General features: G+C 59.5%; 18 protein-coding genes. 12 read left to right on the top strand and 6 right to left on the bottom strand.

Annotated elements, in window-relative coordinates; genetic code table 11:
* Together VF672_RS20310 and VF672_RS20305 are read right to left on the bottom strand one after the other, a co-directional pair.
* Positions 1–1,337: AmpG family muropeptide MFS transporter (locus tag VF672_RS20310; protein ID WP_331106327.1), on the bottom strand; the 1,337-nt coding region annotated here is incomplete at its 3' end.
* 42 nt (positions 1,338–1,379) lie between these two features.
* A complete protein-coding gene (locus VF672_RS20305) occupies positions 1,380–1,748 on the bottom strand; it encodes an MGMT family protein (protein WP_331106326.1) in 369 nt (122 codons plus the stop codon).
* A 160-nt stretch (positions 1,749–1,908) separates the two neighbouring features.
* On the opposite strand from VF672_RS20305, the gene VF672_RS20300 reads away from it, so the two are divergent.
* From VF672_RS20300 to groL, 5 genes are all read left to right on the top strand, one after another.
* Positions 1,909–2,916: a DUF481 domain-containing protein gene (locus VF672_RS20300; RefSeq protein ID WP_331106325.1), complete on the top strand. Its 1,008-nt coding sequence runs from the start codon at positions 1,909–1,911 to the stop codon at positions 2,914–2,916.
* Between the two features lie 212 nt (positions 2,917–3,128).
* Entirely contained in the window at positions 3,129–3,860 is a 732-nt protein-coding gene (locus VF672_RS20295) for a HugZ family protein (protein ID WP_331106324.1), read from the top strand.
* A 66-nt stretch (positions 3,861–3,926) separates the two neighbouring features.
* Positions 3,927–4,433 carry an FxsA family protein gene (locus VF672_RS20290; protein ID WP_331106323.1) on the top strand — a complete coding sequence of 169 codons (507 nt, stop codon included), beginning with the start codon at positions 3,927–3,929 and terminating at the stop codon, positions 4,431–4,433.
* Between the two features lie 251 nt (positions 4,434–4,684).
* Positions 4,685–4,978 (top strand): co-chaperone GroES, encoded by a 294-nt coding sequence (locus VF672_RS20285; RefSeq protein WP_037014630.1) that lies wholly within the window; start codon positions 4,685–4,687, stop codon positions 4,976–4,978.
* A gap of 49 nt (positions 4,979–5,027) precedes the next feature.
* On the top strand, positions 5,028–6,671 hold the full coding sequence (groL, locus tag VF672_RS20280; RefSeq protein ID WP_331106322.1) for a chaperonin GroEL: 1,644 nt from the start codon (positions 5,028–5,030) through the stop codon (positions 6,669–6,671).
* A gap of 606 nt (positions 6,672–7,277) precedes the next feature.
* Here groL and VF672_RS20275 read toward each other — a convergent pair.
* Positions 7,278–8,021, bottom strand: coding sequence for a phosphatase PAP2 family protein (locus VF672_RS20275; protein ID WP_331106321.1), 744 nt, complete (start codon positions 8,019–8,021; stop codon positions 7,278–7,280).
* Between the two features lie 235 nt (positions 8,022–8,256).
* Here VF672_RS20275 and colR point away from each other — a divergent pair, with 235 nt between their 5' ends.
* The 5 genes from colR to VF672_RS20250 all read left to right on the top strand — a co-directional run bounded on the left by colR (position 8,257) and on the right by VF672_RS20250 (position 12,030).
* On the top strand, positions 8,257–8,940 hold the full coding sequence (colR, locus tag VF672_RS20270) for a two-component system response regulator ColR (RefSeq protein WP_037014624.1): 684 nt from the start codon (positions 8,257–8,259) through the stop codon (positions 8,938–8,940).
* Complete coding sequence (locus VF672_RS20265) at positions 8,930–10,252, top strand: HAMP domain-containing sensor histidine kinase (RefSeq protein WP_331106320.1); 1,323 nt, start codon at positions 8,930–8,932, stop codon at positions 10,250–10,252. Before colR ends, VF672_RS20265 begins: the two co-directional genes overlap by 11 nt.
* Positions 10,253–10,413: 161 nt before the next feature.
* Positions 10,414–11,082, top strand: a complete 669-nt coding sequence (locus VF672_RS20260; RefSeq protein ID WP_331106319.1) for a class I SAM-dependent methyltransferase — start codon at positions 10,414–10,416, stop codon at positions 11,080–11,082.
* A 4-nt stretch (positions 11,083–11,086) separates the two neighbouring features.
* A complete protein-coding gene (locus VF672_RS20255; protein ID WP_331106318.1) occupies positions 11,087–11,806 on the top strand; it encodes a lipopolysaccharide kinase InaA family protein in 720 nt (239 codons plus the stop codon).
* On the top strand, positions 11,803–12,030 hold the full coding sequence (locus tag VF672_RS20250; protein WP_065992187.1) for a hypothetical protein: 228 nt from the start codon (positions 11,803–11,805) through the stop codon (positions 12,028–12,030). The genes VF672_RS20255 and VF672_RS20250 overlap by 4 nt, the downstream gene beginning before the upstream one ends.
* Before the next feature lie 231 nt (positions 12,031–12,261).
* On the opposite strand, the gene VF672_RS20245 is transcribed toward VF672_RS20250, so the two are convergent.
* Both VF672_RS20245 and VF672_RS20240 read right to left on the bottom strand, forming a co-directional pair.
* Positions 12,262–15,330 carry a multidrug efflux RND transporter permease subunit gene (locus VF672_RS20245; RefSeq protein WP_331106317.1) on the bottom strand — a complete coding sequence of 1,023 codons (3,069 nt, stop codon included), beginning with the start codon at positions 15,328–15,330 and terminating at the stop codon, positions 12,262–12,264.
* Positions 15,331–15,344: 14 nt separating this feature from the next.
* Complete coding sequence (locus tag VF672_RS20240) at positions 15,345–16,511, bottom strand: efflux RND transporter periplasmic adaptor subunit (RefSeq protein ID WP_331106316.1); 1,167 nt, start codon at positions 16,509–16,511, stop codon at positions 15,345–15,347.
* A gap of 340 nt (positions 16,512–16,851) precedes the next feature.
* Here VF672_RS20240 and VF672_RS20235 point away from each other — a divergent pair, with 340 nt between their 5' ends.
* Together VF672_RS20235 and VF672_RS20230 are read left to right on the top strand one after the other, a co-directional pair.
* Complete coding sequence (locus tag VF672_RS20235) at positions 16,852–18,888, top strand: lipase family protein (protein WP_331106315.1); 2,037 nt, start codon at positions 16,852–16,854, stop codon at positions 18,886–18,888.
* Positions 18,889–18,994: 106 nt separating this feature from the next.
* Positions 18,995–19,672 (top strand): hypothetical protein, encoded by a 678-nt coding sequence (locus VF672_RS20230; RefSeq protein ID WP_331106314.1) that lies wholly within the window; start codon positions 18,995–18,997, stop codon positions 19,670–19,672.
* Positions 19,673–19,721: 49 nt separating this feature from the next.
* On the opposite strand, the gene VF672_RS20225 is transcribed toward VF672_RS20230, so the two are convergent.
* Positions 19,722–20,370 (bottom strand): DUF1513 domain-containing protein (locus VF672_RS20225; protein WP_331106313.1); only part of this gene is annotated, 649 nt, incomplete at its 5' end.

Below are 20,370 nucleotides of genomic sequence, written 5' to 3'. Positions count from 1 at the left end.
TACTGAGTGGCCGAAAACTTGAGGTTGGTCAGGCTCGACAGGTAGGCCACGAACGCCGATGTCGCCAGGCCCGAGCTGAAGTTGTCCAGCGAGATCGTGACGATGAGCATCTTCAGGTTCGGGCCCATGTCGGCCAGCATCAGAAACAGCAAGTTGGTCGCCGCCGATGTCACCCCGCCGATGAACAGGATCGGCAGAATGCCGAAGCGCACGATCGCCAGACCACCAAACGCCGCGCCGGCCAATGTCATGATCAGACCGAAGATTTTACTGACGCTGGCAATCTGGTCCTTGGTAAAGCCTTGGTCGATGTAGAACACGTTCGCCATGACGCCCATGACCGTGTCGGACATGCGATACGTGGCGATCAACCCCAGCAGCAGGAAGGCCTGCCAGCGATAACGCAGGATGAAGTCGTTGATCGGTGTCAGCACGGGTGCCAGGCCGCGACGGCCCATGGACGACAGGCAGGCCACGGTCAACAGCGTGTAGAGAATCGCGCGCAGGAAGGCGCGGTCTTCCATCAGCAGGTCTTTCCAGGTCGTGCCTTGAAACAGCACGCTGGCGAAGTCGGTGTTGTACAGCTGAGTGAACATGGCCGGAACCGACACCAGCAGAATGATCAGCACGAACACCGACGCCAGTTGGTGGGCGAACCCGTATCGCACCGCCGATAATTGCGTGCGTATGGGGACGGCCGGCTCGCGCATGATCAGGCTGGTGATCAGCGCAGGCACCATCAGCAGCCCGAACAGCACGTAGGTGCCGGCCCAGGCCGAGTGTTTGTAGGCAAAGCCGGTCGAACCGAAACCTTCGGCGAAGTACAGGGCGCCGGCGGTGGCGAGGAGGGCGGCAACGCGGTAGCCGGCCATGTAGCTGGCCGCAAGGGTTGCCTGCTGGCTGTCGCTGGCGATCTCCAGGCGGTACGCGTCGATGGCGATGTCTTGGGTCGCCGAGGAGAACGCAACCAGCACCGCAATCGCGATCAACCACGACAGGTGCTGCTGCGGGTCACAGAACCCCATGCCGATCAGGCCCAGCGTCACCAGTGATTGCGACAGCACCAGCCATGAGCGACGTCGACCAAGCCTGCCCAGCAAAGGAAGGCTCCATTGGTCGAGCAGCGGCGACCAGACCCACTTAAAGGCATACGCCAGCCCGATCAGGCTGGCGTAGCCAATGGTTTCACGCGCGACGCCGGCCTCGCGCAGCCAGACCGAAAGCGTAGAGAACACCAACATGTAGGGCATGCCCGCGGCAAAGCCGAGCAACAGGAGCACAAACGTAGAGGGGCTGGCATATGCGGCGAGCGCGGCGCGCCAGGTTTTGCGGGGCATGGGCTGGAATCTGCCTCAGGTTACGTAAACAAAGCGCGCACTCTAACCGTTGTGCTCTGTCGGGCGCCAGCCATGACGCTGCATATCCACACGATTGTTACGGATGGTCACGCCCTCGGCGCGCAACCGGGCACGTTGCTCTTCGCCGGACACGGTTCCGGGCGCCAGGCTGATACGCCCGCCCGCACCCAGCACCCGATGCCAAGGCAAACTGCTGCCGTCCGGCAACTGACTCAAGGTGCGCCCGACGAAGCGTGCCGCTCGTCCCAAACCGGCCAGATCGGCCAGTTGCCCATAACTGACGACTTTGCCCTCCGGTACTTGATGCAGGGTGAGGTAAAGCGCCGTGCGCCGTGCCTCTGCGGGAGAGAGGCCGGCCGGGTCAGGTGGGGGCAGCGATTGTTCGATCACGCATTCGTTCCTGTTAAAGGGATGAACGGGAATTTTCACTAATGAACTAGGGAAACTTCCGACTGTCAGTGTTACCTGTATCGGTGGTCTGCCGATTGCCAAGACGTTGTCCATCCGGATAATGCCCGATTTTCCGCGAACCAGAGCCTTGTCGTTGCTTATGTTGTCCAGAACCCTGTTGTGCGTTGCTTTTGCCAGTGCTTCTACCCCATTGCTCGCTGACACCGTCTGGTTGAAAAACGGTGACAAGCTGACGGGGACTATCAAGGTCTTCGACGGCGGCAAGCTGCTGCTCAATACCAAATATGCAGGCGACATCCCGCTGGACTGGAAGGAAATCAAGACGCTGGAAAGTGACCAGCACCTTCTGGTGAAGCAAGACGCGACCACCGGCGAGATCTCCAAATCGCTCCAGCCGGCCGAAGACGGCAAGGTCACGCTGGCCAATGGCGATGCGCCGAAAACGGTTGAGCTGGCCAGCATTCAGCAGATCATGAAGCCCAAGCCGGTGGTCACCGATCTGGTCTGGAAGGGCAATATCGACGCGGCACTGGATTTCCAGCGCGCCGAGAACGACACCGACGATTACAACATCGCCTTCAAGACTTCCGCGACCCACGGCCAGTGGCGCCACAACGCCAAGGGCGAGTACAACCGCGAATCGCAGGACAGCTTGACCACCACCAATAACTGGGACGCCGAATACTCGGTCGACCGGTTCCTCACGGAAAAATGGTTCTGGGACGGTCGCATCACCTACAAGCGCGACACCATTGAAGACCTGTCGCGCCAGCGCACCGTCGGTACCGGCCCGGGCTACCAGTTCTGGGACGACGAGTTGGGTGCGTTCAAGGTCGGCGCGTTGCTTAACCGCACTGACTTCGAATACTCCAACGGTGAGAAGGACAACTTCTATTCCGTCTCCGGCACCTGGGACTACAACCGTTACCTGATTGGCAAGAAAGTCGAGTTCTTCACCAACGGTGAACTCGGCAAGCCCATCAGCGGCGTGGCTGACTACAGCCTCGAGACTGAAGTGGGGCTGCGCTACAAAGTCACCGAGTGGGCGTCGCTCAATCTCAAGGCCGAGAAAGACATTATCAGCGGCTCTGATAACGGCGATCTGGACAAAACCCGTTACACCGCGGGTTTTGGTGTGGCCTGGTAAACCCTTCCTTATAAATGGCTGAGCGCGCCGGATGACAACTCATCCGCGCGCGCCACGCTGTCCTCCTCTCGCGTTGCCTTTTACGCCAACCCTCTGCTGATCATCCTCCTCCCAATCTGGCACCTTCCTCTGATAGCGATTATCGTGTCGCATACGTCGCGGTCTGCTGCTTCGCGTCACTTGATGCCTTCGTTCACTGTTCAGGAGTCCACATGAGCGCCAGCGCCACCCGGCAAGCACGAGCCTTGCTGCTCAAGGAATATCGCGGCGTGTTGTCGACCCACTCCAAGTCGATGCCCGGTTACCCGTTCGGCTCGGTGGTGCCGTATTGCCTGGACGACCAGGGCCGCCCGCTGATCCTCATCAGCCGCATCGCGCAACACACCCATAACCTGCAACTGGACGGCAAATGCTCATTGCTGGTTGGCGAGCGCGGCGCCGAAGATGTGCAAGCGGTGGGGCGCGTGACGCTGATGGCCACGGCGGAGAAGGTCACCGACGACGTGCAGATCCAGGCTGCCGCGCAGCGTTACTACCGGTATTTCCCTGATTCCGAGAGCTATCACAGCGCCCACGATTTCGACTTCTGGGTGCTCAAGCCGGTGCGCTACCGCTTCATCGGTGGCTTTGGCGCGATTCACTGGCTCGATGACGTGGCGCTCGCCAATCCTTTTGCGGGCGCTGCCGAGACCAGCATGGTCGAGCACATGAATGCTGATCACGCCAAGGCCATTGCCCACTACGTCGAACTCGCCGGTCTGCCAAAGACCGAACCCGCGAAGCTGGTCGGGATCGACAGCGAGGGAATGCACCTGCGCGTGGGTCACAGCCTCTACTGGCTGGCCTTCGCAGAGCGCTGTAATACGCCGATACACGTCCGCCAGGCCTTGGTGCAACTGGCTCACGCGGAAAAATGGCCCAGCCTTGAACAGGCCGAGGCTTGAATTAACGACCTTGCGACGTCACGTAAGGTCTACTGGAAGCCTTCTTCCGTTCAGGAACTCACTTTGATGCGCGTTTTTCTTCTGCTTTTATTGCTTTTTCCGGTGCTCGAGCTGTTCGTGCTGGTGAAAGTCGGGATGTCGATCGGCTTCCTGCCGACCTTCCTGCTGGTCGTTGCCGGGTCAATGCTCGGTGTCCTCGTGGTGCGGGTCGCCGGATTGGCGACTGCGTTCAGTGCGAGGCAGAGTCTGGCGCGTGGCGAACTGCCCGCCCAGCAGATGCTTGATGGCCTGATGATGACCATCGGCGGAGGCTTGCTTGTGCTGCCCGGCTTCCTCAGTGACGTGCTGGGCCTGCTCTGCCTGATGCCGTTTACCCGTCGCCTGATTGTCGGCAAGGTTCGCAACCGCGCAGAGGCGCAGGCTGCGCGCCAGCGTGCGTTTGCCGAGAACATGCATTCGGCGGGTTCGGCCGGCTCCATGCACCCCGGTGCCGCCCGTCCCGAGACGCGTCGCCCCGAAGTCATCGAGGGTGAAGTCATCGAAGGCGAATTCGAGCCACTGGATAAAAAGTGATTCAAGGCCTTCATGACACGGCACCTGCGGGTGCCGTGCTCGTTTTGCGACACCCATTCATGTAAAAATTTCTGGCTCTTGCCTTGAATTCGGCTTGCTCGCCCTTATGTATGGGTCACCGCAAGGTTTCTGGCGCGTTTCGTCAGACCGTATTCTGCGGTTCGCTTGCGAACCGCAACCGGCAAGCCCGGATGCTTTAACCCGCCGGTGCCCGCACCGGACGTTTAAAAACCATAATTAGGAGATCGACAATGAAGCTTCGTCCTCTGCATGACCGCGTCGTAATCCGTCGCAGTGAAGAAGAAACAAAAACTGCTGGCGGTATCGTGCTGCCTGGTTCGGCTGCTGAAAAACCAAACCGCGGCGAGATCCTCGCCGTCGGTAACGGTCGCATCCTGGACAACGGCGAAGTACGCGCGCTGGCCGTGAAAGTGGGTGACAAAGTGGTGTTTGGCCCGTACTCCGGCAGCAACACTGTGAAAGTAGACGGCGAAGACCTGCTGGTGATGAGCGAGAACGAAATTCTCGCGGTCGTCGAAGGCTGAGTTGATACCCCCTTTCCCGTTACTACAAAGTATTTAAGGAAGAACGATCATGGCTGCTAAAGAAGTTAAATTCGGCGATGCTGGCCGTAAAAAAATGCTGGCTGGTGTCAACGTCCTGGCCGACGCAGTAAAAGCAACACTGGGCCCGAAAGGCCGTAACGTCATCATCGAAAAAAGCTTCGGCGCTCCGCTGATCACCAAAGACGGTGTGTCGGTCGCCAAAGAAATCGAGTTGAAAGACCGTTTCGAAAACATGGGCGCGCAGCTGGTCAAAGACGTTGCCTCCCGTGCGAACGATGACGCTGGCGACGGTACCACCACCGCCACCGTTCTGGCTCAAGCCATCGTCAACGAAGGCCTGAAAGCCGTCGCTGCCGGCATGAACCCGATGGACCTGAAGCGCGGCATCGACAAGGCGACCATCGCCATTGTTGCCGAGCTGAAGAAGCTGTCCAAGCCTTGCACTGACTCCAAAGCAATCGCCCAGGTCGGTACTATTTCGGCCAACTCCGACAACTCGATCGGCGACATCATTGCTGAAGCAATGGACCGTGTGACCAAAGACGGCGTTATCACCGTTGAAGAAGGTTCGGGTCTGGAAAACGAGCTGTCTGTTGTTGAAGGCATGCAGTTTGACCGTGGCTACCTGTCTCCGTACTTCATCAACAAGCCGGACACCATGGTTGCCGAGCTGGACAGCCCGCTGCTGCTGTTGGTTGACAAGAAGATCTCCAACATCCGCGAAATGCTGCCAGTCCTGGAAGCCGTTGCCAAAGCCGGTCGTCCTCTGCTGATCGTTGCTGAAGACGTTGAAGGCGAAGCGCTGGCGACTCTGGTCGTGAACAACATGCGCGGCATCGTCAAAGTTGCAGCGGTCAAGGCTCCTGGCTTCGGCGACCGTCGCAAGGCCATGCTGCAGGACATCGCTGTTCTGACTGGCGGTACCGTTATCTCCGAAGAGATCGGCCTGAGCCTGGAAACCGCTACCCTGGAACACCTGGGTAACGCCAAGCGTGTCGTGCTGAACAAAGAAAACACCACCATCATCGACGGTGCTGGCGTTCGTGCCGACATCGACGGTCGTATCGCGCAGATCCGTCAGCAGATCGGCGACACGTCTTCGGACTACGACAAAGAGAAGCTGCAAGAGCGTCTGGCCAAGCTGTCGGGCGGCGTTGCAGTGATCAAGGTCGGTGCCGGTTCCGAAGTTGAAATGAAAGAGAAGAAAGCCCGCGTTGAAGACGCCCTGCACGCAACCCGTGCAGCCGTTGAAGAAGGCGTGGTGCCTGGCGGTGGTGTTGCGCTGGTTCGTTCGCTGCAGGCGATCTCCGAGCTGCGCGGCGACAACGCTGACCAGAACGTTGGTATCGCGCTGCTGCGTCGTGCTGTTGAAGCACCTCTGCGTCAGATCGTTGCCAACTCGGGCGACGAGCCTAGCGTTGTGGTCGACAAGGTCAAGCAGGGTACCGGTAACTACGGTTACAACGCTGCCAGCGGCGAATACGGCGACATGATCGAGATGGGTATTCTTGATCCGGCCAAAGTGACGCGTTCTGCTCTGCAGGCTGCGTCGTCGATCGCCAGTCTGATGATCACCACTGAGGCGATGATTGCCGATGTGGCTGATGAGAAGGCAGCAGGCGGCGGCATGCCTGATATGGGCGGCATGGGTGGCATGGGCGGCATGATGTAAGCCAGCCGTACCCCGATGTAGAAAAAACCCCGCTTCGGCGGGGTTTTTTTATGGGCGCTTTTTTGTTCTCAGTGGGATCGGGTTCAGTCGGGAAGAGGTCGGGAGCGCTCTGCCTAACGGCAGAACTGTTTCGCCTTCGGCGAGTTACTTGGAAAAGCAACCCAAGTAACCAAGGTTGCTTGCTCCTGGTTGGGCCCGACTTCGTCGGGTTCCTTCACTCCGGTCTCGCTCCGTGGGCCCGCGCCGAACGGGCATCCATGCCCGCAACGGCGCTCTCGCCGCATCCATGCGGCTCGGCCCACTGCGCGAGACCTGCGTTCAGCCTGCACCCAAGTCGCGATTGGCGGTGGCTGGGCTTGTTGTGTACGAAGATCAAAAGCGCGTTTAAGCAGATCAAAGACAGATGCAGGTCAAGGGCTTCCCGGCTAAAGCCGGTCCTACAGGCAGAGCCAATGCCACGGGATGCACGCGGTCTCCTTGTAGGACCGGCTTTAGCCGGGAAGAGGCCCGCATGAGCACCATCAATTTTGGGTCTAACGCTTGATCGTACCCACGCTCTGCGTGGGCATGCATACCGTGACGCTCTGCGTCACTCTGAAATAGTGATTACCCTGAAACCACTTCCCCACTCAACGCCACGTCCTTCTTCTTCAGCGGTCGGTACAGCACGAAGTAGTACGCCCCCAGGCAAAGCAGCCAGCAGAACACCGCCGTCCAGATGTTGTGGGAGAAGAAGTGCGCGCCTTGCAGCATTCGGCCAATGGAGAACACGGTGCCCAGGCCTGCCGCGAAGATCAGGCCGGCTTTGGCCAAACGGGGTTTGCGGTCGCGGAACACAAAAAACAGGGCAAACAGGGTGAAGCCAGTAGCGGCGTGACCCCCTGGCCAGCAGCGACCGGGTTTGTCGGTTTGCGGGCGGGGGCTGAGGAGTTCACTGTAGGTTTCCTGGCCGCCGAATTCTTTCAGGCTCCAGGGGCACTGCACCGAGGTCACGACTTTGACGGGCGTGACGAAGCTGGTGGACAACGCCATCGACAGCACCATGCACCCCAGTTCACGTTTCCACGGTTTCAGCACGCCGACGAAGAACGATGCGATGAAGCTCACGAAGGACAAAACACCAATGGCAATGACGGCCTGTTTGGCGCGGTCATGAAGGACATCTTCGAGAAAGAAGCTGTGCCGTCCGATAAATTCTCCCGCCACCGGGTCGTAGGCCAGTTTGGCGATGTCCATGTCCAGCGAAGTCAGTTCCAGCAAGATCAGGACGATGGCGGTCACGGCCGGGATGCCCAGGTAAACCCAGAGGTTCATGGGGCGTGAGGCAGGCCGTTCGAGTGCAAGTGACATGGCGAATCCCGTGTGATGGGCGAGGGGAGGGCGTTGCTGTATTGACCGTGAGCGGTGCGAAGTCTGATCAGCGCGCTGTCACGACGCTGTGAACCGCGGGTGAAAAAAACGTTATGCGCGGCGGTGCTGGCCCTTGAGCGCGCATCGCCGTAAGCTGCCGCCAACTCTGACCTTGTTGAGCGGCTTCTCGAGCCGTGCCCCGGGTCTCGCCACACCGCATAGGGAGATACGCGCCATGAGAATTCTGCTGGTTGAAGACAACCGCGACATCCTGGCAAACCTTGCCGATTACCTCGGTTTGAAGGGTTACACCGTCGACTGCGCCCAGGACGGTCTGTCCGGTCTGCACCTGGCGGCGACCGAGCATTACGACCTGATCGTGCTGGACATCATGCTGCCCGGCATCGATGGCTACACCCTGTGCAAACGCCTGCGCGAAGATGCGCGTCGCGACACGCCGGTCATCATGCTCACTGCTCGCGACCAGCTTGATGACCGGCTTCAGGGGTTCCGCTCCGGGGCGGATGACTACCTGCTCAAACCTTTCGCGTTGTCAGAACTGGCGGCGCGTATTGAGGCGGTGCTGCGCCGCGCTCAAGGTGGTGGCCGGCGTACCTTGCAGGTGGCCGACCTGATCTACGACCTCGACACGCTGGAAGTCACCCGCGAAGGGCGTCTGCTCAAGCTCAACCCGGTGGGCCTGAAACTGCTGGCGGTATTGATGCAGAAGAGTCCCCACGTTTTACGCCGCGAGGTCCTCGAAGAAGCCTTGTGGGGTGACGATTGCCCGGACAGCGACAGCTTGCGCAGCCATGTCCACCAGCTGCGTCAGGTCATCGACAAGCCGTTTGCCAAGCCGCTGTTGCAGACAGTCCACGGTGTCGGCTACCGCCTCGCCGAGGGGCGTGATGGAGTTTAAGCAGAGCCTCGCCCAACGGATCATCATTGCCTTCGCCCTGATGAGTGCGTTGGTTGCCGGGTGCTTCGCGATGGGCATCGTCGCGACGGTGCACCTGGTCGAAGAGAAGCTGATTTCGGCCGGTCTGGGTGGCGACCTGACGCGTCTGCTGTTGATGGACAGCGTCAACGACTGGAGCCATCGGCCTGAGCCGGACCAGCTGTTTTATTTCAGTGGCGGACCGGGCGACTTCGAGCTGCCGAAAGATCTGAGACATCTTGAGCCTGGTTTTCACGAAGTGTTTCGCGGCCCGTTGTCGTATCACGCCATGGTCGAGATCGTCGACGGCCGTCACTACGTATTGCTGCAGGACCAGAGCGATTTTGAAGAGCGCGAGCGCGTGCTGTTTGCCGTCGTGCTGGTGGGGTTCGTGCTGGCGCTGGCGCTGGCGGTGTTCCTCGGCTGGATACTGGCACGTCGGGTAATGGCGCCGGTGGTGCGGCTGGCCCGGCAGGTTCGCCATCGCGATCAGTTGCTCGGTCTCGCGCCACCGCTCGCCCCTGATTACGCCGCCGACGAAGTGGGTGAGCTGGCGGTGGCCTTTGACGCCACCCTCGGCCGCTTGCGTGATGCCTTGACCCGCGAGCGGATGTTCACCAGCGACGTCAGCCACGAACTGCGCACGCCGTTGATGGTGCTGGCCAGTTCATGCGAGCTGCTGCTGGAAAACCCGGCGCTGGATCAGCGCGCACGGGCCCAGGTTGAACGCGTGGCCAGGGCCTGCGAAGAAATGCGCGACCTGGTGCAGACCTTCCTGATGCTGGCCCGCACCCAACGCGACGACCTCGCCCAGTACCCGCAGCTGACGTTGCACGGGGCTGCCCAGCAGCTGATCAGCCTCTGGCGCGAACCGATCGAACGCAAGGGGCTGACCCTGGAGTACGTGCCGGGCGAGCCGTCTGAAACCGCTTACAACGCCACCTTTCTCTATGCTGTGATGGGCAACCTGCTGCGCAACGCTTTGCATTACACCGACACCGGCTTTATTCGGCTGACGCTGCGTGAAGGCGGGTTCATGGTGGAAGATTCCGGCGTGGGCATCCCGGAGGAAAAACGTGAAGCGATGTTTCAGCCATTCGTGCGTGGCACTGAGCAACGCGGCGAGGGTCTTGGTCTTGGATTGTCGTTGGTGCAACGCATCTGCGAAAACCAGGGGTGGTCGGTCAGTCTGGACACCATGGAGCCGAATGGCTGTAGGTTCAGCGTGGACATGGGCACGCGCCCTGTAAAAGCCGCTTTACGCTCGCTATCGCCCAATGTACAGCCTGTGTAAAGGTGCTGAAACGGGTCGGGATATGGCGGTATGCTGGCCCTAAGTCTTTGAAAAATCTCGTAACATAACTTCACTTTTGCGGACGCTTTTTTCACATTTGTCTGACCTGAAGATGACGGCCCACTGCTTAGCTTGGGTGTGTCACTTCAGGAGATGCAGCCATGAGCAAGCGGATCGAACTAGATTTTTCACGCAAATACGACGACGAACACGCCAAGAGATACCTGCACAAACACAACGACGGACTGGCAAGGCGCTTGTCGGATCGCCGGGACAAACAATTGGCCCGCCGCGCACTGGCGTTGGCAGGCGAACCGGGATTGGTACTGGACTTGCCCTGTGGTGCCGGGCGCTTCTGGCCCGTGCTGGCCGAGAAAGCCAACCGGGTGATTATCGGGGCGGACAACTCGGCAGCGATGGTCAAGATCGCCTGCGAGTCGCAACCCGCTGAGATCGTCAAACGCGTCCAGCCGTTGCAGACGTCGGCGTTTGCCATCGAAATGCCGGATAACGCCGTAGACAGCATTTTCTGCATGCGGTTGATGCACCACATCGGCAAGGCTGAAGACCGCGCCGTGCTGCTGAAAGAATTTCATCGGGTGACGCGCGACAGCGTGATTGTGTCGCTGTGGGTAGATGGCAATTTCAAGGCCTGGAAGCGCAAGCGCGCCGAGGGTTCGCGACACAAACGCGAGTATCAGAATCGCTTTGTGCTGCCGGTGGCTACCGTGGAAGCCGAATTTGAACAGGCAGGGTTTCGGATTCAGGAGCGCCTGGATTTCCTGCCGATGTACGCCATGTGGCGTGTGTATCTATTACGTAAGAGGTAACAGGATGGCCGTGGATTTCGCAACAGAGTTAACCGTCCCCGCCAAGGACCGCTTCGCCTACTTCTGGAACACGCGGGGCGAATGGGTGGAAGAGCCCAACGTGCGCCGTGGCGGTGAAAGTGGCGTGCAGCGTGTCGTCTCGGAAAACGGTCGGCTGCTGTATGTGAAGCGCCAGACCGGCCATATCTATCGCAGCTGGCTGCACCCGTTTGGCCGCCCGACCGTGCTGCGTGAGCGCGATGCCCTCGAGGGTCTGCGGCAGCTCGACGTCAACGTGCCGCGTATGGTGTTCTGTGGCGCAGAGCGCGACGAGAACAACGAATGGCGCGCGTTGCTGGTCACCGCTTCGCTGGATGGTTTCGACGAGTTCGAGAACTGGCTGCGCGCCGGCGGCCGCGAGCAATACGGCGAAGTGGTGTACGAGCAAATGCTCCAGGAGCTCGCCGGCAACCTGGCCCGCATGCACAAGGGCCGCTGGCAGCACAGTTGCATTTACATCAAGCACGTTTTCGTTCGCGTTGTGGGCGAGGGCGCCAACGCCAAGGCTGAAGTCGCGCTGCTCGACCTGGAGAAGTGCCGCCAGCGATTGACCTCCTACGCCGCCGCTCAGCACGACATGAAACAACTGCGCCGCCATTCGTCGTTTCGGCCTGCGGACTGGACCAAGCTGGTCTACTTTTACGAGACCGCGTTTGGCAGACCCATCAAAGGTTTACAGCGATGAAGTTAGAAATGGCGCGAGGTTTGTTTTTGGTTGGGGCGTTGGGCGTGACTTCCATTGCGCTGGCCGCGTGGGACCAACCTGGGCCGAAGATTTTGAGTGCGGTTCATGGTGAAGGTCATTGCCCTTTGCCTCGGGTGGCCAAGGTGTCCGACACGGCCAGGCCCGATCACGATCTGCTCCTGTTGATGTTCGGCCTGGCCCAGGGCAGCGGACCACAGGGCTGATTCCTTCCCTGTTGCGCTGACTGAAAGGCCCCGAACATCGGGGCCTTTTTTGTAGCAGCCGGAGTTGTCAGTGCTTGGCGTGCCTCTTGTACTCAGTGCATCGGCTTGATGTGATGTATCGAGAGGATGTGATCTGTAGGAGCCGGCTTGCTGGCGAACCGGTTACGCCAGACGCCAACGATGTATCTGGAAGGCCGCGTTCGCCAGCAAGCCGGCCCCTGCAGAATTGTGTCAGGTACCGGCATTCGTAGTGCAACCTGTATCAGCATCGTCCTGCGGATCATCCGGCCGCGCCAGCAGCGTGTACACGCACGGCAGCACAAACAGCGTGAACAGCGTACCCACCGACATGCCAGTGGCGATCACCAATCCAATATCAAACCGGCTGACCGCGCCCGCGCCCGTGGCCAGAATCAGCGGCACCATGCCGAACACCATCGCTGCGGTGGTCATCAGTACGGGGCGCAGGCGAATCGCCGCCGCTTCCTCGACCGCATCGCGCGCCGTCATTCTCTTGTCCCGGCGTAGCTGGTTGGCGAACTCGACGATCAGAATCCCATGCTTGCTGATCAGCCCGATCAACGTGACCAACCCCACCTGCGTATAAATGTTCAGCGAAGAGATCCCCAGAAAAAGGGGGATCAGCGCGCCGCAGATCGACAGCGGCACCGTCACCAGAATCACCAGCGGATCGCGAAAACTCTCGAACTGAGCGGCTAGCACCAGAAAGATAATGGCGAGCGCCAGGCCGAACGTGAGCCACAGCGCGTTGCCTTCCTGCACGTACTGACGCGACGCCCCCGCGTAATCGTAGGCAAACCCCGGTGGCGACTCTTCAATGGCTATCTGCCTGACCAACTCTATGGCCTCCGCCTGACTCACCAGCGGGAAGCCGGAAATGATCGCCGAGTTGAGCTGCTGGAACTGATTCAGCTGCCGGGGCCTGGCTCGGTCACTGACGGTGATCAGCGTCGATAACGGCAGCATCTTGCCCTCGGTGTTCTTGACGTAATAATTGGCCAGCCATGCCGGGTTGTCGCGGTACGCGCGTTCGACCTGCGCGATCACCTTGTAGCTGCGCCCGTCGATGGTGAAACGGTTGATTTCCGCCTCGCCGAGCAACGTTGCCAGCGTGCCGCCCAGGTCCTGCATCGACACGCCCATTTGCGCGGCTTTGGCGCGGTCGATGTCGACCACCACTTCCGGCTTGTCGAACGCCAGATCAATGTCGAGGAAGGCAAACTTGCCCGAGTCCGAAGCGTGTTTCTTGATGCGATCGGCCACCTCCAGCAGCGCGGCGTAGTCGCCCGGCGTATTGATCACGAACTGGAACGGCAGCCCTTCACCGGTACCCGGCAACGAGGGCAGGTTAAAGCCAAAGATCTGCAGCCCGGTGATCTCGTTGAGCTTGGCCTGCACCTCAGGCAGCAGCTCCATTTGTGTGCGGCTGCGCTCATCCCATGGCTTGAGCAGGAAGCCGCCAACACCGGTCTGCACGCCGTTGAATCCGTTGATCTGGAAGGAGGAGTAGTACTCCGGGAACGCGCTGAAGATGCTGCGGAACTGATCGGTGTAGGTATTCATGTAATCGAGGTTGGTCGGCTGCGGCGCGGTGGCCATCATGAAGATGATGCCTTGGTCCTCGTCCGGCGCCAGTTGCGACTGGCTGAGCTTGAGAAATACCGGAATCAGGCACAGCACCAGCACGGCGAAGACGATCACCACCGGCCGTGTATTCAGCGTGCCGTGGAGCACGCGCTGGTAGCGGGTCTTCAGGCTTTCGAAGGCGTGATCAAGCTTGTGCGCGAGGCCGCTGGGGTTCTCGTCCCGGCGCAAAAGCACCGCGCACATCATCGGCGAAAGGGTCAGTGCCACGATCCCCGAGATCACCACCGCGCCGGCGAGGGTCAGGGCGAACTCCTTGAACAATGCGCCGGTCAGCCCCTCCAGAAAACCGATGGGCGCGTAAACCGCGGCCAGGGTGATGGTCATCGACACCACCGGCATGGCGATCTCCCGAGCGCCCTCGATGGCCGCGTCGAAGGGCGTTTTGCCCTCTTCGATGTGCCGGTGGATGTTTTCCACCACCACGATGGCATCGTCCACCACCAGACCGATGGCCAGCACCATTGCCAGCAGCGTCAGCAAATTGATGGAATAGCCCATCAACTGCATGAAAAACAGCACGCCGATCATCGACAGCGGGATGGTGATCACCGGGATCAGTACCGAGCGCAGGGCGCCGAGGAACAGGAGCACCACGACGATGACAATGAGCACCGCCTCGATCAGGGTCTTCACCACTTCGTGGATCGAGGCCTGAATGAACAGCGTGGCGTCGTAGGCGATGGACGCTTTGAGGCTTGGCGGCAACTGAGCTTCCAGCTCCGGCAAAATGCGCCGCACTTCCTTGATCACGTCCAGCGGGTTCGAACTGGGCGTGCCCTTGATGCCGATGTACACCGACGGGGTGCCGTCGAACGAGCTGACCGTGTCGTAGTTCTCGGCGCCCATCTCCACCCGCGCCACATCACCGAGCAGCACGCGGCTGTCGCCAACGGTCTTGAGCGGGATGGCCGCAAAGGTCTCCGGTGATTTCAGGTCGGTGCTGGCGTTGACGCTGGTGACCACGTACTCGCCTTTTACCTCACCCGCAGCGGACAGGAAGTTGTACTTGCGCACAGCGTCGGTGACGTCGTTGGCGGTCAAGCCGAAGCCGGCGAGCTTGACCGGATCGAGCCACAGACGCATGGCAAACACCTGATTGCCCAGGATCTCCGCTTCGGCCATGCCCGGCAGGGTCGCCAGCTTCGGCTGGATGACCCGTGACAGGTAATCGGTGATCTGCGGGTTGCTCAGCTCCGCGCTGTAAAAACTGATGTACATCAGGGCCGAGGCATCGGCCGCTTCCTTGCTCAGCACCGGGTCTTCGGCGTCCTGGGGCAGCTTGTTCTTGACCTCGTTGGCCTTGGCCAGCAGCTCGGTGTAAAGGCGATCGCTGTTGGAGCCGATGCGCGCATAAATGGAAATGACCGAGAAGTTTTGCCGACTGACCGAAGTCATGTAGTCGATACCTTCAGCGCTTGCCAGACTCTGCTGCAGCGGCTGGGTGATATAACCCTGAATGGTTTCGGCGTTGGCGCCGGGGTAGGCCGTGGTCACCGTGATGAGGGCGTTTTCCATCTGCGGGTATTGGCGGATGGTCAGCTTGCTGAACGCCTGGAAGCCCAGCAGCACGATCAGCAGGCTGATCACGCTGGCGAGCACCGGGCGACGGATGAACGGGTCGGTAAAGGCCATGATCGATTCCTTGATCAGTCAGCTTTGGGCTGGCTGTTCTGCGCCGCCGGAGTGGCTGCAGCCGGGGTTGCCGGTGCTGCCGCGATGGCAACAGCGGCGCCATTATCCAGTTTGAGCTGGCCGCCGGTGACCACCTGCTCGCCGGCGTTCAATCCCTTGCTGATGATCACCAGCCCGCCCCGACGCTCTCCGGTCTCCACAAAGCGACGTTCAACCACAAGCTCGGGCTCTCCCTTGCTGTTTTTTTCAGGCTGGCCGTCGGCGCTCTTTTTCGGCACCACGACGTACACCGAGTTGCCGTAGAGCGTGTAGGTGATTGCGCTTTCCGGCAGCACCCATTGCGGCGTGTCTTGACCCAGCAACACTTGCAGGCTGGCGAACATGCCGGGCAGCAATTGGGCGTCAGGGTTTGGCAGCGTGGCGCGAATCAGCACGTTGCGCGTGGTGTCTTCGACCTTGGGGTTGATGGCGCTGATGCGCGCGGTGAACACGCGGTCCGGGTATGCGGCGACGCTCACCTGCACCTGTTGACCCAGGGCTAGTTTCGGCAGCATTTGCTCGGGGACAAAAAAGTCGGCGTACAGGCTGGTCAAATCCTGAAGCGTGGCGATCACCGTGCCGCTGGCCAGGTAGTCGCCAACATCGACCTGACGAATGCCGATGGTGCCGCTGAAAGGGGCGAGGATGCGCTTCTTCGCCAGCGAGGCGTTCAACTGCGCGACGGTGGCAGCGGCCTTTTTCTGGGTCGCCGCGAGCTTGTCGAAGTCGCCCCGGGAAATAGCCGACTCGCCCACCAGTTTGCTGCCGCGTCCGTACTCGACCTGCGCCAGCCCGAGGTCCGCTTCAGCCGTGCCAAGCAGGGCTTTTTCCACCTCGCTGTCGAGCTGCAGCAGCGGCTGACCGACCTTGACCTTCTGCCCGGACTCGAACTGTACGGCCTTGACCGTGCCCGCCACTTCCAGCGACAGGTCCACGCCCTGCAAGGCCTTGAGCGTGCCAATGGCAGGCAGACGATTCTGCCAGGGACGCGCCTCCACCACCGCCACCGCGACGCTGATCGGCGGTTTCGGCGCCGTGAATTGCTGGATCTGCTGATAGACCGAAAATGCCTTGTACCCGCCCAGGGCCAGCACCACGATCAGGACAATGCCCAACATGATCAACATGCGGCGACGCAACATATTCCACTTCCTTGGAGAACTGATAAATCAGGCGAGCACGTTAGTCGTGTCGGGGTTTAGTTGCCAGCGGCACGGATGGATTTTGCGGATGCTTCGCGGGAAGTGCTGGGGCGCGCCTGCCCGCTGCGGCAGCGTCGATGACGAGCGCTGTGCCTGAATCTGGATTCGTGTAGGGCGATTCCGGATCTTTGTTAGGACGCGTCCCCTTCGTGTTTTCCCTATGGAGTCGCACTTTCAAATCACGCATCTTCGCCCGCTTCGACGCGTAGCAGACTTGCCGCCTGCCGCGATGCACGACTACCCGAAGCAACTTCATATTTTCAATGAGGAAGGATCCGTCATGAGCGACAGGCAGCACCACACCGATTTATTTTGCACCTACAAGCCCGTGACCGCCGGCCCGCAGAAAAAACATTGGGTTGAATTTCAACTGGTGGACGAACTCGGCGAGCCATTGGCCAATCTGCCGTGGCAGGCCGTCAATCAGGCGGTGCGGGATGGATGCGTTGCCGAATACACAGGTATCACCGATGCCGAAGGTGTTATTCGGCTTGAGGATCTTTACCCACTCGACATGACCTTGCTGATGCCGGCAACGCCGTTAGCTGAGGTGCTGCAACAAAGGCGTTTGCGAGCTGTTCGCCCTGAGCCCGACAGGCCCGGGTTCGGTGAGAGCACGCCGCTGTATGGCGAGCAGCGTTCAGGTTTTTCGCCTGTTGAAAAGACAGCGCATGAGCAAGGCCATGATTACCACTACCTGCGAATCGGGCAGTTGTGCGATGGGCTGCCGGTCAGGCCTGAATTGGCGAAGCACAAGCCATTGCCTGCTTACCATTTTCCTGATGCAAGCTTCTCGGGTTTCACCGCGCCTTACGAAGCGCTCGACCGACGGCATGTATTGGAGGTCTGCCCGTTTCGGGCGTGGTCACTGGTGCTGCACAAGCAGAAAAGGTACAGCTTGGCGAATGCCTACAACCTGGGGCTGATGAGCATTCTGTCGTACAGCAATGAGGACAAAACGCGGCACGGCGCCCCTGCAGAGTTTTTTGCGCGGCAGTGTCTGGACATGTCACGAACGCCGCGGGTTTGGGATGGGGGGAAGAACTGGCCCTGTGTCGTCGCCGACGTCCCTTTTGATGACCGATATGAGCCTTGCGAAGTGTTGAACAGTACCAAAGTAGCCATTCCTCAGGGCGATACTCAACTCTTCTACGTCCGCAACGCTACCCACATGCTGGTGGCTTGGCGAGGGACTGATTTTGATCGCATTCACGCTCCTGACCTTGCCACCGACCTTACCTTTCGACCTGTCCAGCCCGGGCTAAAAGAAGCCTGTGTTCCAAAGGAACCGTGCACAGACTTGGGACTTGAGGGCCGAGTTCATTTAGGGTTTCGAAGAGCCTTTGCGTTTGCTCAGAATCTATTCAGTGAGCACTTCGATAAATTACTTCCTGCCAGAAGTGCCGGTAGGGACTTATTCATTTGCGGCCATAGTTTGGGTGGCGGTCTAGGGCTAATACATGCAGCCACACTGAAGGACAGCAGCCCACTTCTGTACACCTACGGCATGCCTCGCACGTTTACCCTCGCGGCGATCAAAGGGTTAGCGGAGGTAGACCATTATCGTCACGTGAATGATACCGACACGATTCCCAGCGTGCCGCCTGAAGCTGACCTCGACAACTACCTCTATGACTTGTATGGCCCCTTAGGCACGACGTTGGGTTTCGCCTGGTCAATGGGTCAAACCCTCGCCAACAACCTTATAGAATTTGGTGATGCTTACGCCCATCACGGGGAACTCGCCATGCTATACCGGGTAGAGCAGCACATGCAGAGTCGCGGCTCTGACTATGCGGCGCAAGGTAGCAAGGATGGTCTTGGGGCACCCTATTACAACACCATAAAAACCCGCCTGCGCGAGCGGCCTAACCTGTACCTGGTGCCAAGTCTCAACAAGATAGAAAATAAAAAAAGTGAGCAATCGCAACTCCGTTTTATGGGTAGCCTGAAACCAGATGCGCGTGCGCGATTGTTCCCACCCTATAAAAACGTCAAGCCGGGAGGGCTGCTGGGCATCGGTAACCACATGATGGGCGAGTATATGGCGCATATCACCCGCCGCTTGCTTGCCGCCATTAAACCTGATCGTGAGCCTCTTCTCGCCGCACAGTCCAGGATCAAGCGCTTCAAGGATCAGATGGTTAATCACGGCAGCACTGCTCCAGAAGATGAGCTAGAACGCAATCGTCTGTTTCTTGTGATGCATGAGGAAGTCTGTGCTGCACTGGAAGTGACACGGCAAGCAGAAGGCGGCCCCGAAGCTTTGTTGCGTCTTGATGCGAGTGTCAGTACATCAGGGGCATGGAATGTTTAGTTTTGCTTCATGTTCAAGAACTACCGTGGCCTGTCTTCTGATATTCGGTCCCGTGGGTGGCTGCGCGAAAGACCTCAGCTTTTCTCCCGCCCCGGGAGGCGAGAAGGTGACTATTACGGTCAAGGTGCCCAAGGACCTGATAACTGACTCAATGCATGTCATGTACCGGTCCTCAATCTGTAAACGCATTGCGCACGACAGTAACGGGCGTCCCGAACCGCTTGATGGATACAACGGGTATGAGATGGAGCTCAAGCGTGCAGGAAATGACGACACCTTTATCGCACAGTTATTTGTTGACGGTGGTGGTCCATGCGAGTGGCATTTAAGCAACGTAAGGTTCGGCGTTTCGTACCCTGTGCCCAATGTCTTGGGGGAGGACGTAATAGAGGGGGCAGGTGGGAACATCATTGTGATGTTCGATCACAATAATCCTCAACTTCAAACGGGCTATTCCTGGACGGCAGAGGGGCCTGATCTGAATGTTGTGAAAGATTATTATCCATGGATACACGAAAGTTACATTCGGGGGCATCAGAAGTGGGCCATGCTTGCCGATGAGGAAGGAGGTACGTTTACATACGAGGCACGTCAAGCTCGAAACATATATTTCGAGCCCGTACTGCATAGAGACTATATGGTGCGATCTTCGGAGCCCAAAAAACACAAAAGGGGTGATTACATCGCTTTTGTATACCCCGATGGAACGAAGCAGTCCGACGGGCGAGCGGTGCGTGACTTTGAAAAGATGCAGAAGGTTCGCCTGGGGGGCGACGGCAAATGAATGAGGTTTCTCATTGCACAGCCGCCGCCTGGCAGCCACATGTCCCCAATCAAACCAGATGCAGATGGTTGTCCCATAACCCCGCCGGCAGCTCCAGCGGCTTGGCTACCAGCACCGCCTCGCGGCAATCATAGAAACGGCAGCGCCCCTGGCCCGAGGTCACTACAAAGCCGTCCGCCACCGCGCCCACCCCGGCGCAGTCGGGCAGCGGTGCGTCGAGCTTCAGTGCGCCGCTGTCCAGGTCCCAAATGAAAAAGCGGTTGCCCCTCGGCGCGGTCAGCGCCACCAGCCGCAGATCGTTATGAATAGCAACGCTGGCCGTGTAATGCGCCATCGCCTGCAGCTGTTGCTCCGCCACCGGAAAGGCCTTGAACGGTTGGCCCGGCCGCTTGATGGCGAGCAGTTCGGCGGGTTCGTGTGAAGGCCCCATGAATTGCTGACCCGTGACGATGGTGCCGTCGCTGGCAATCGCCATATGCCGGACGCTGTTCATCTGCTGCGACAACGTCTCTTTGCTCAGCAGCGTGCCGTCGCGCTGCATCCGCACCAGACTGGGTTCCATGGCGTCGAGGTTCATTTCGACGCGGCTCTCGGCCTCGGTGCGAATGCCGCCGTTGGCGATCACCAGGGTTTCGCCGTCCGGCATCCATGACACTTGATGCGGTCCTACGCCGTGAGTCGAAATCTCCCCGGTGCGT

It is taken from the genome of Pseudomonas sp. (assembly GCF_036387035.1).
In the GTDB taxonomy this organism is placed as follows: domain Bacteria; phylum Pseudomonadota; class Gammaproteobacteria; order Pseudomonadales; family Pseudomonadaceae; genus Aquipseudomonas.
The sequence above is the reverse complement of the archived record's forward strand: the minus strand, read 5'-3'. Positions and strand labels throughout refer to the sequence as shown.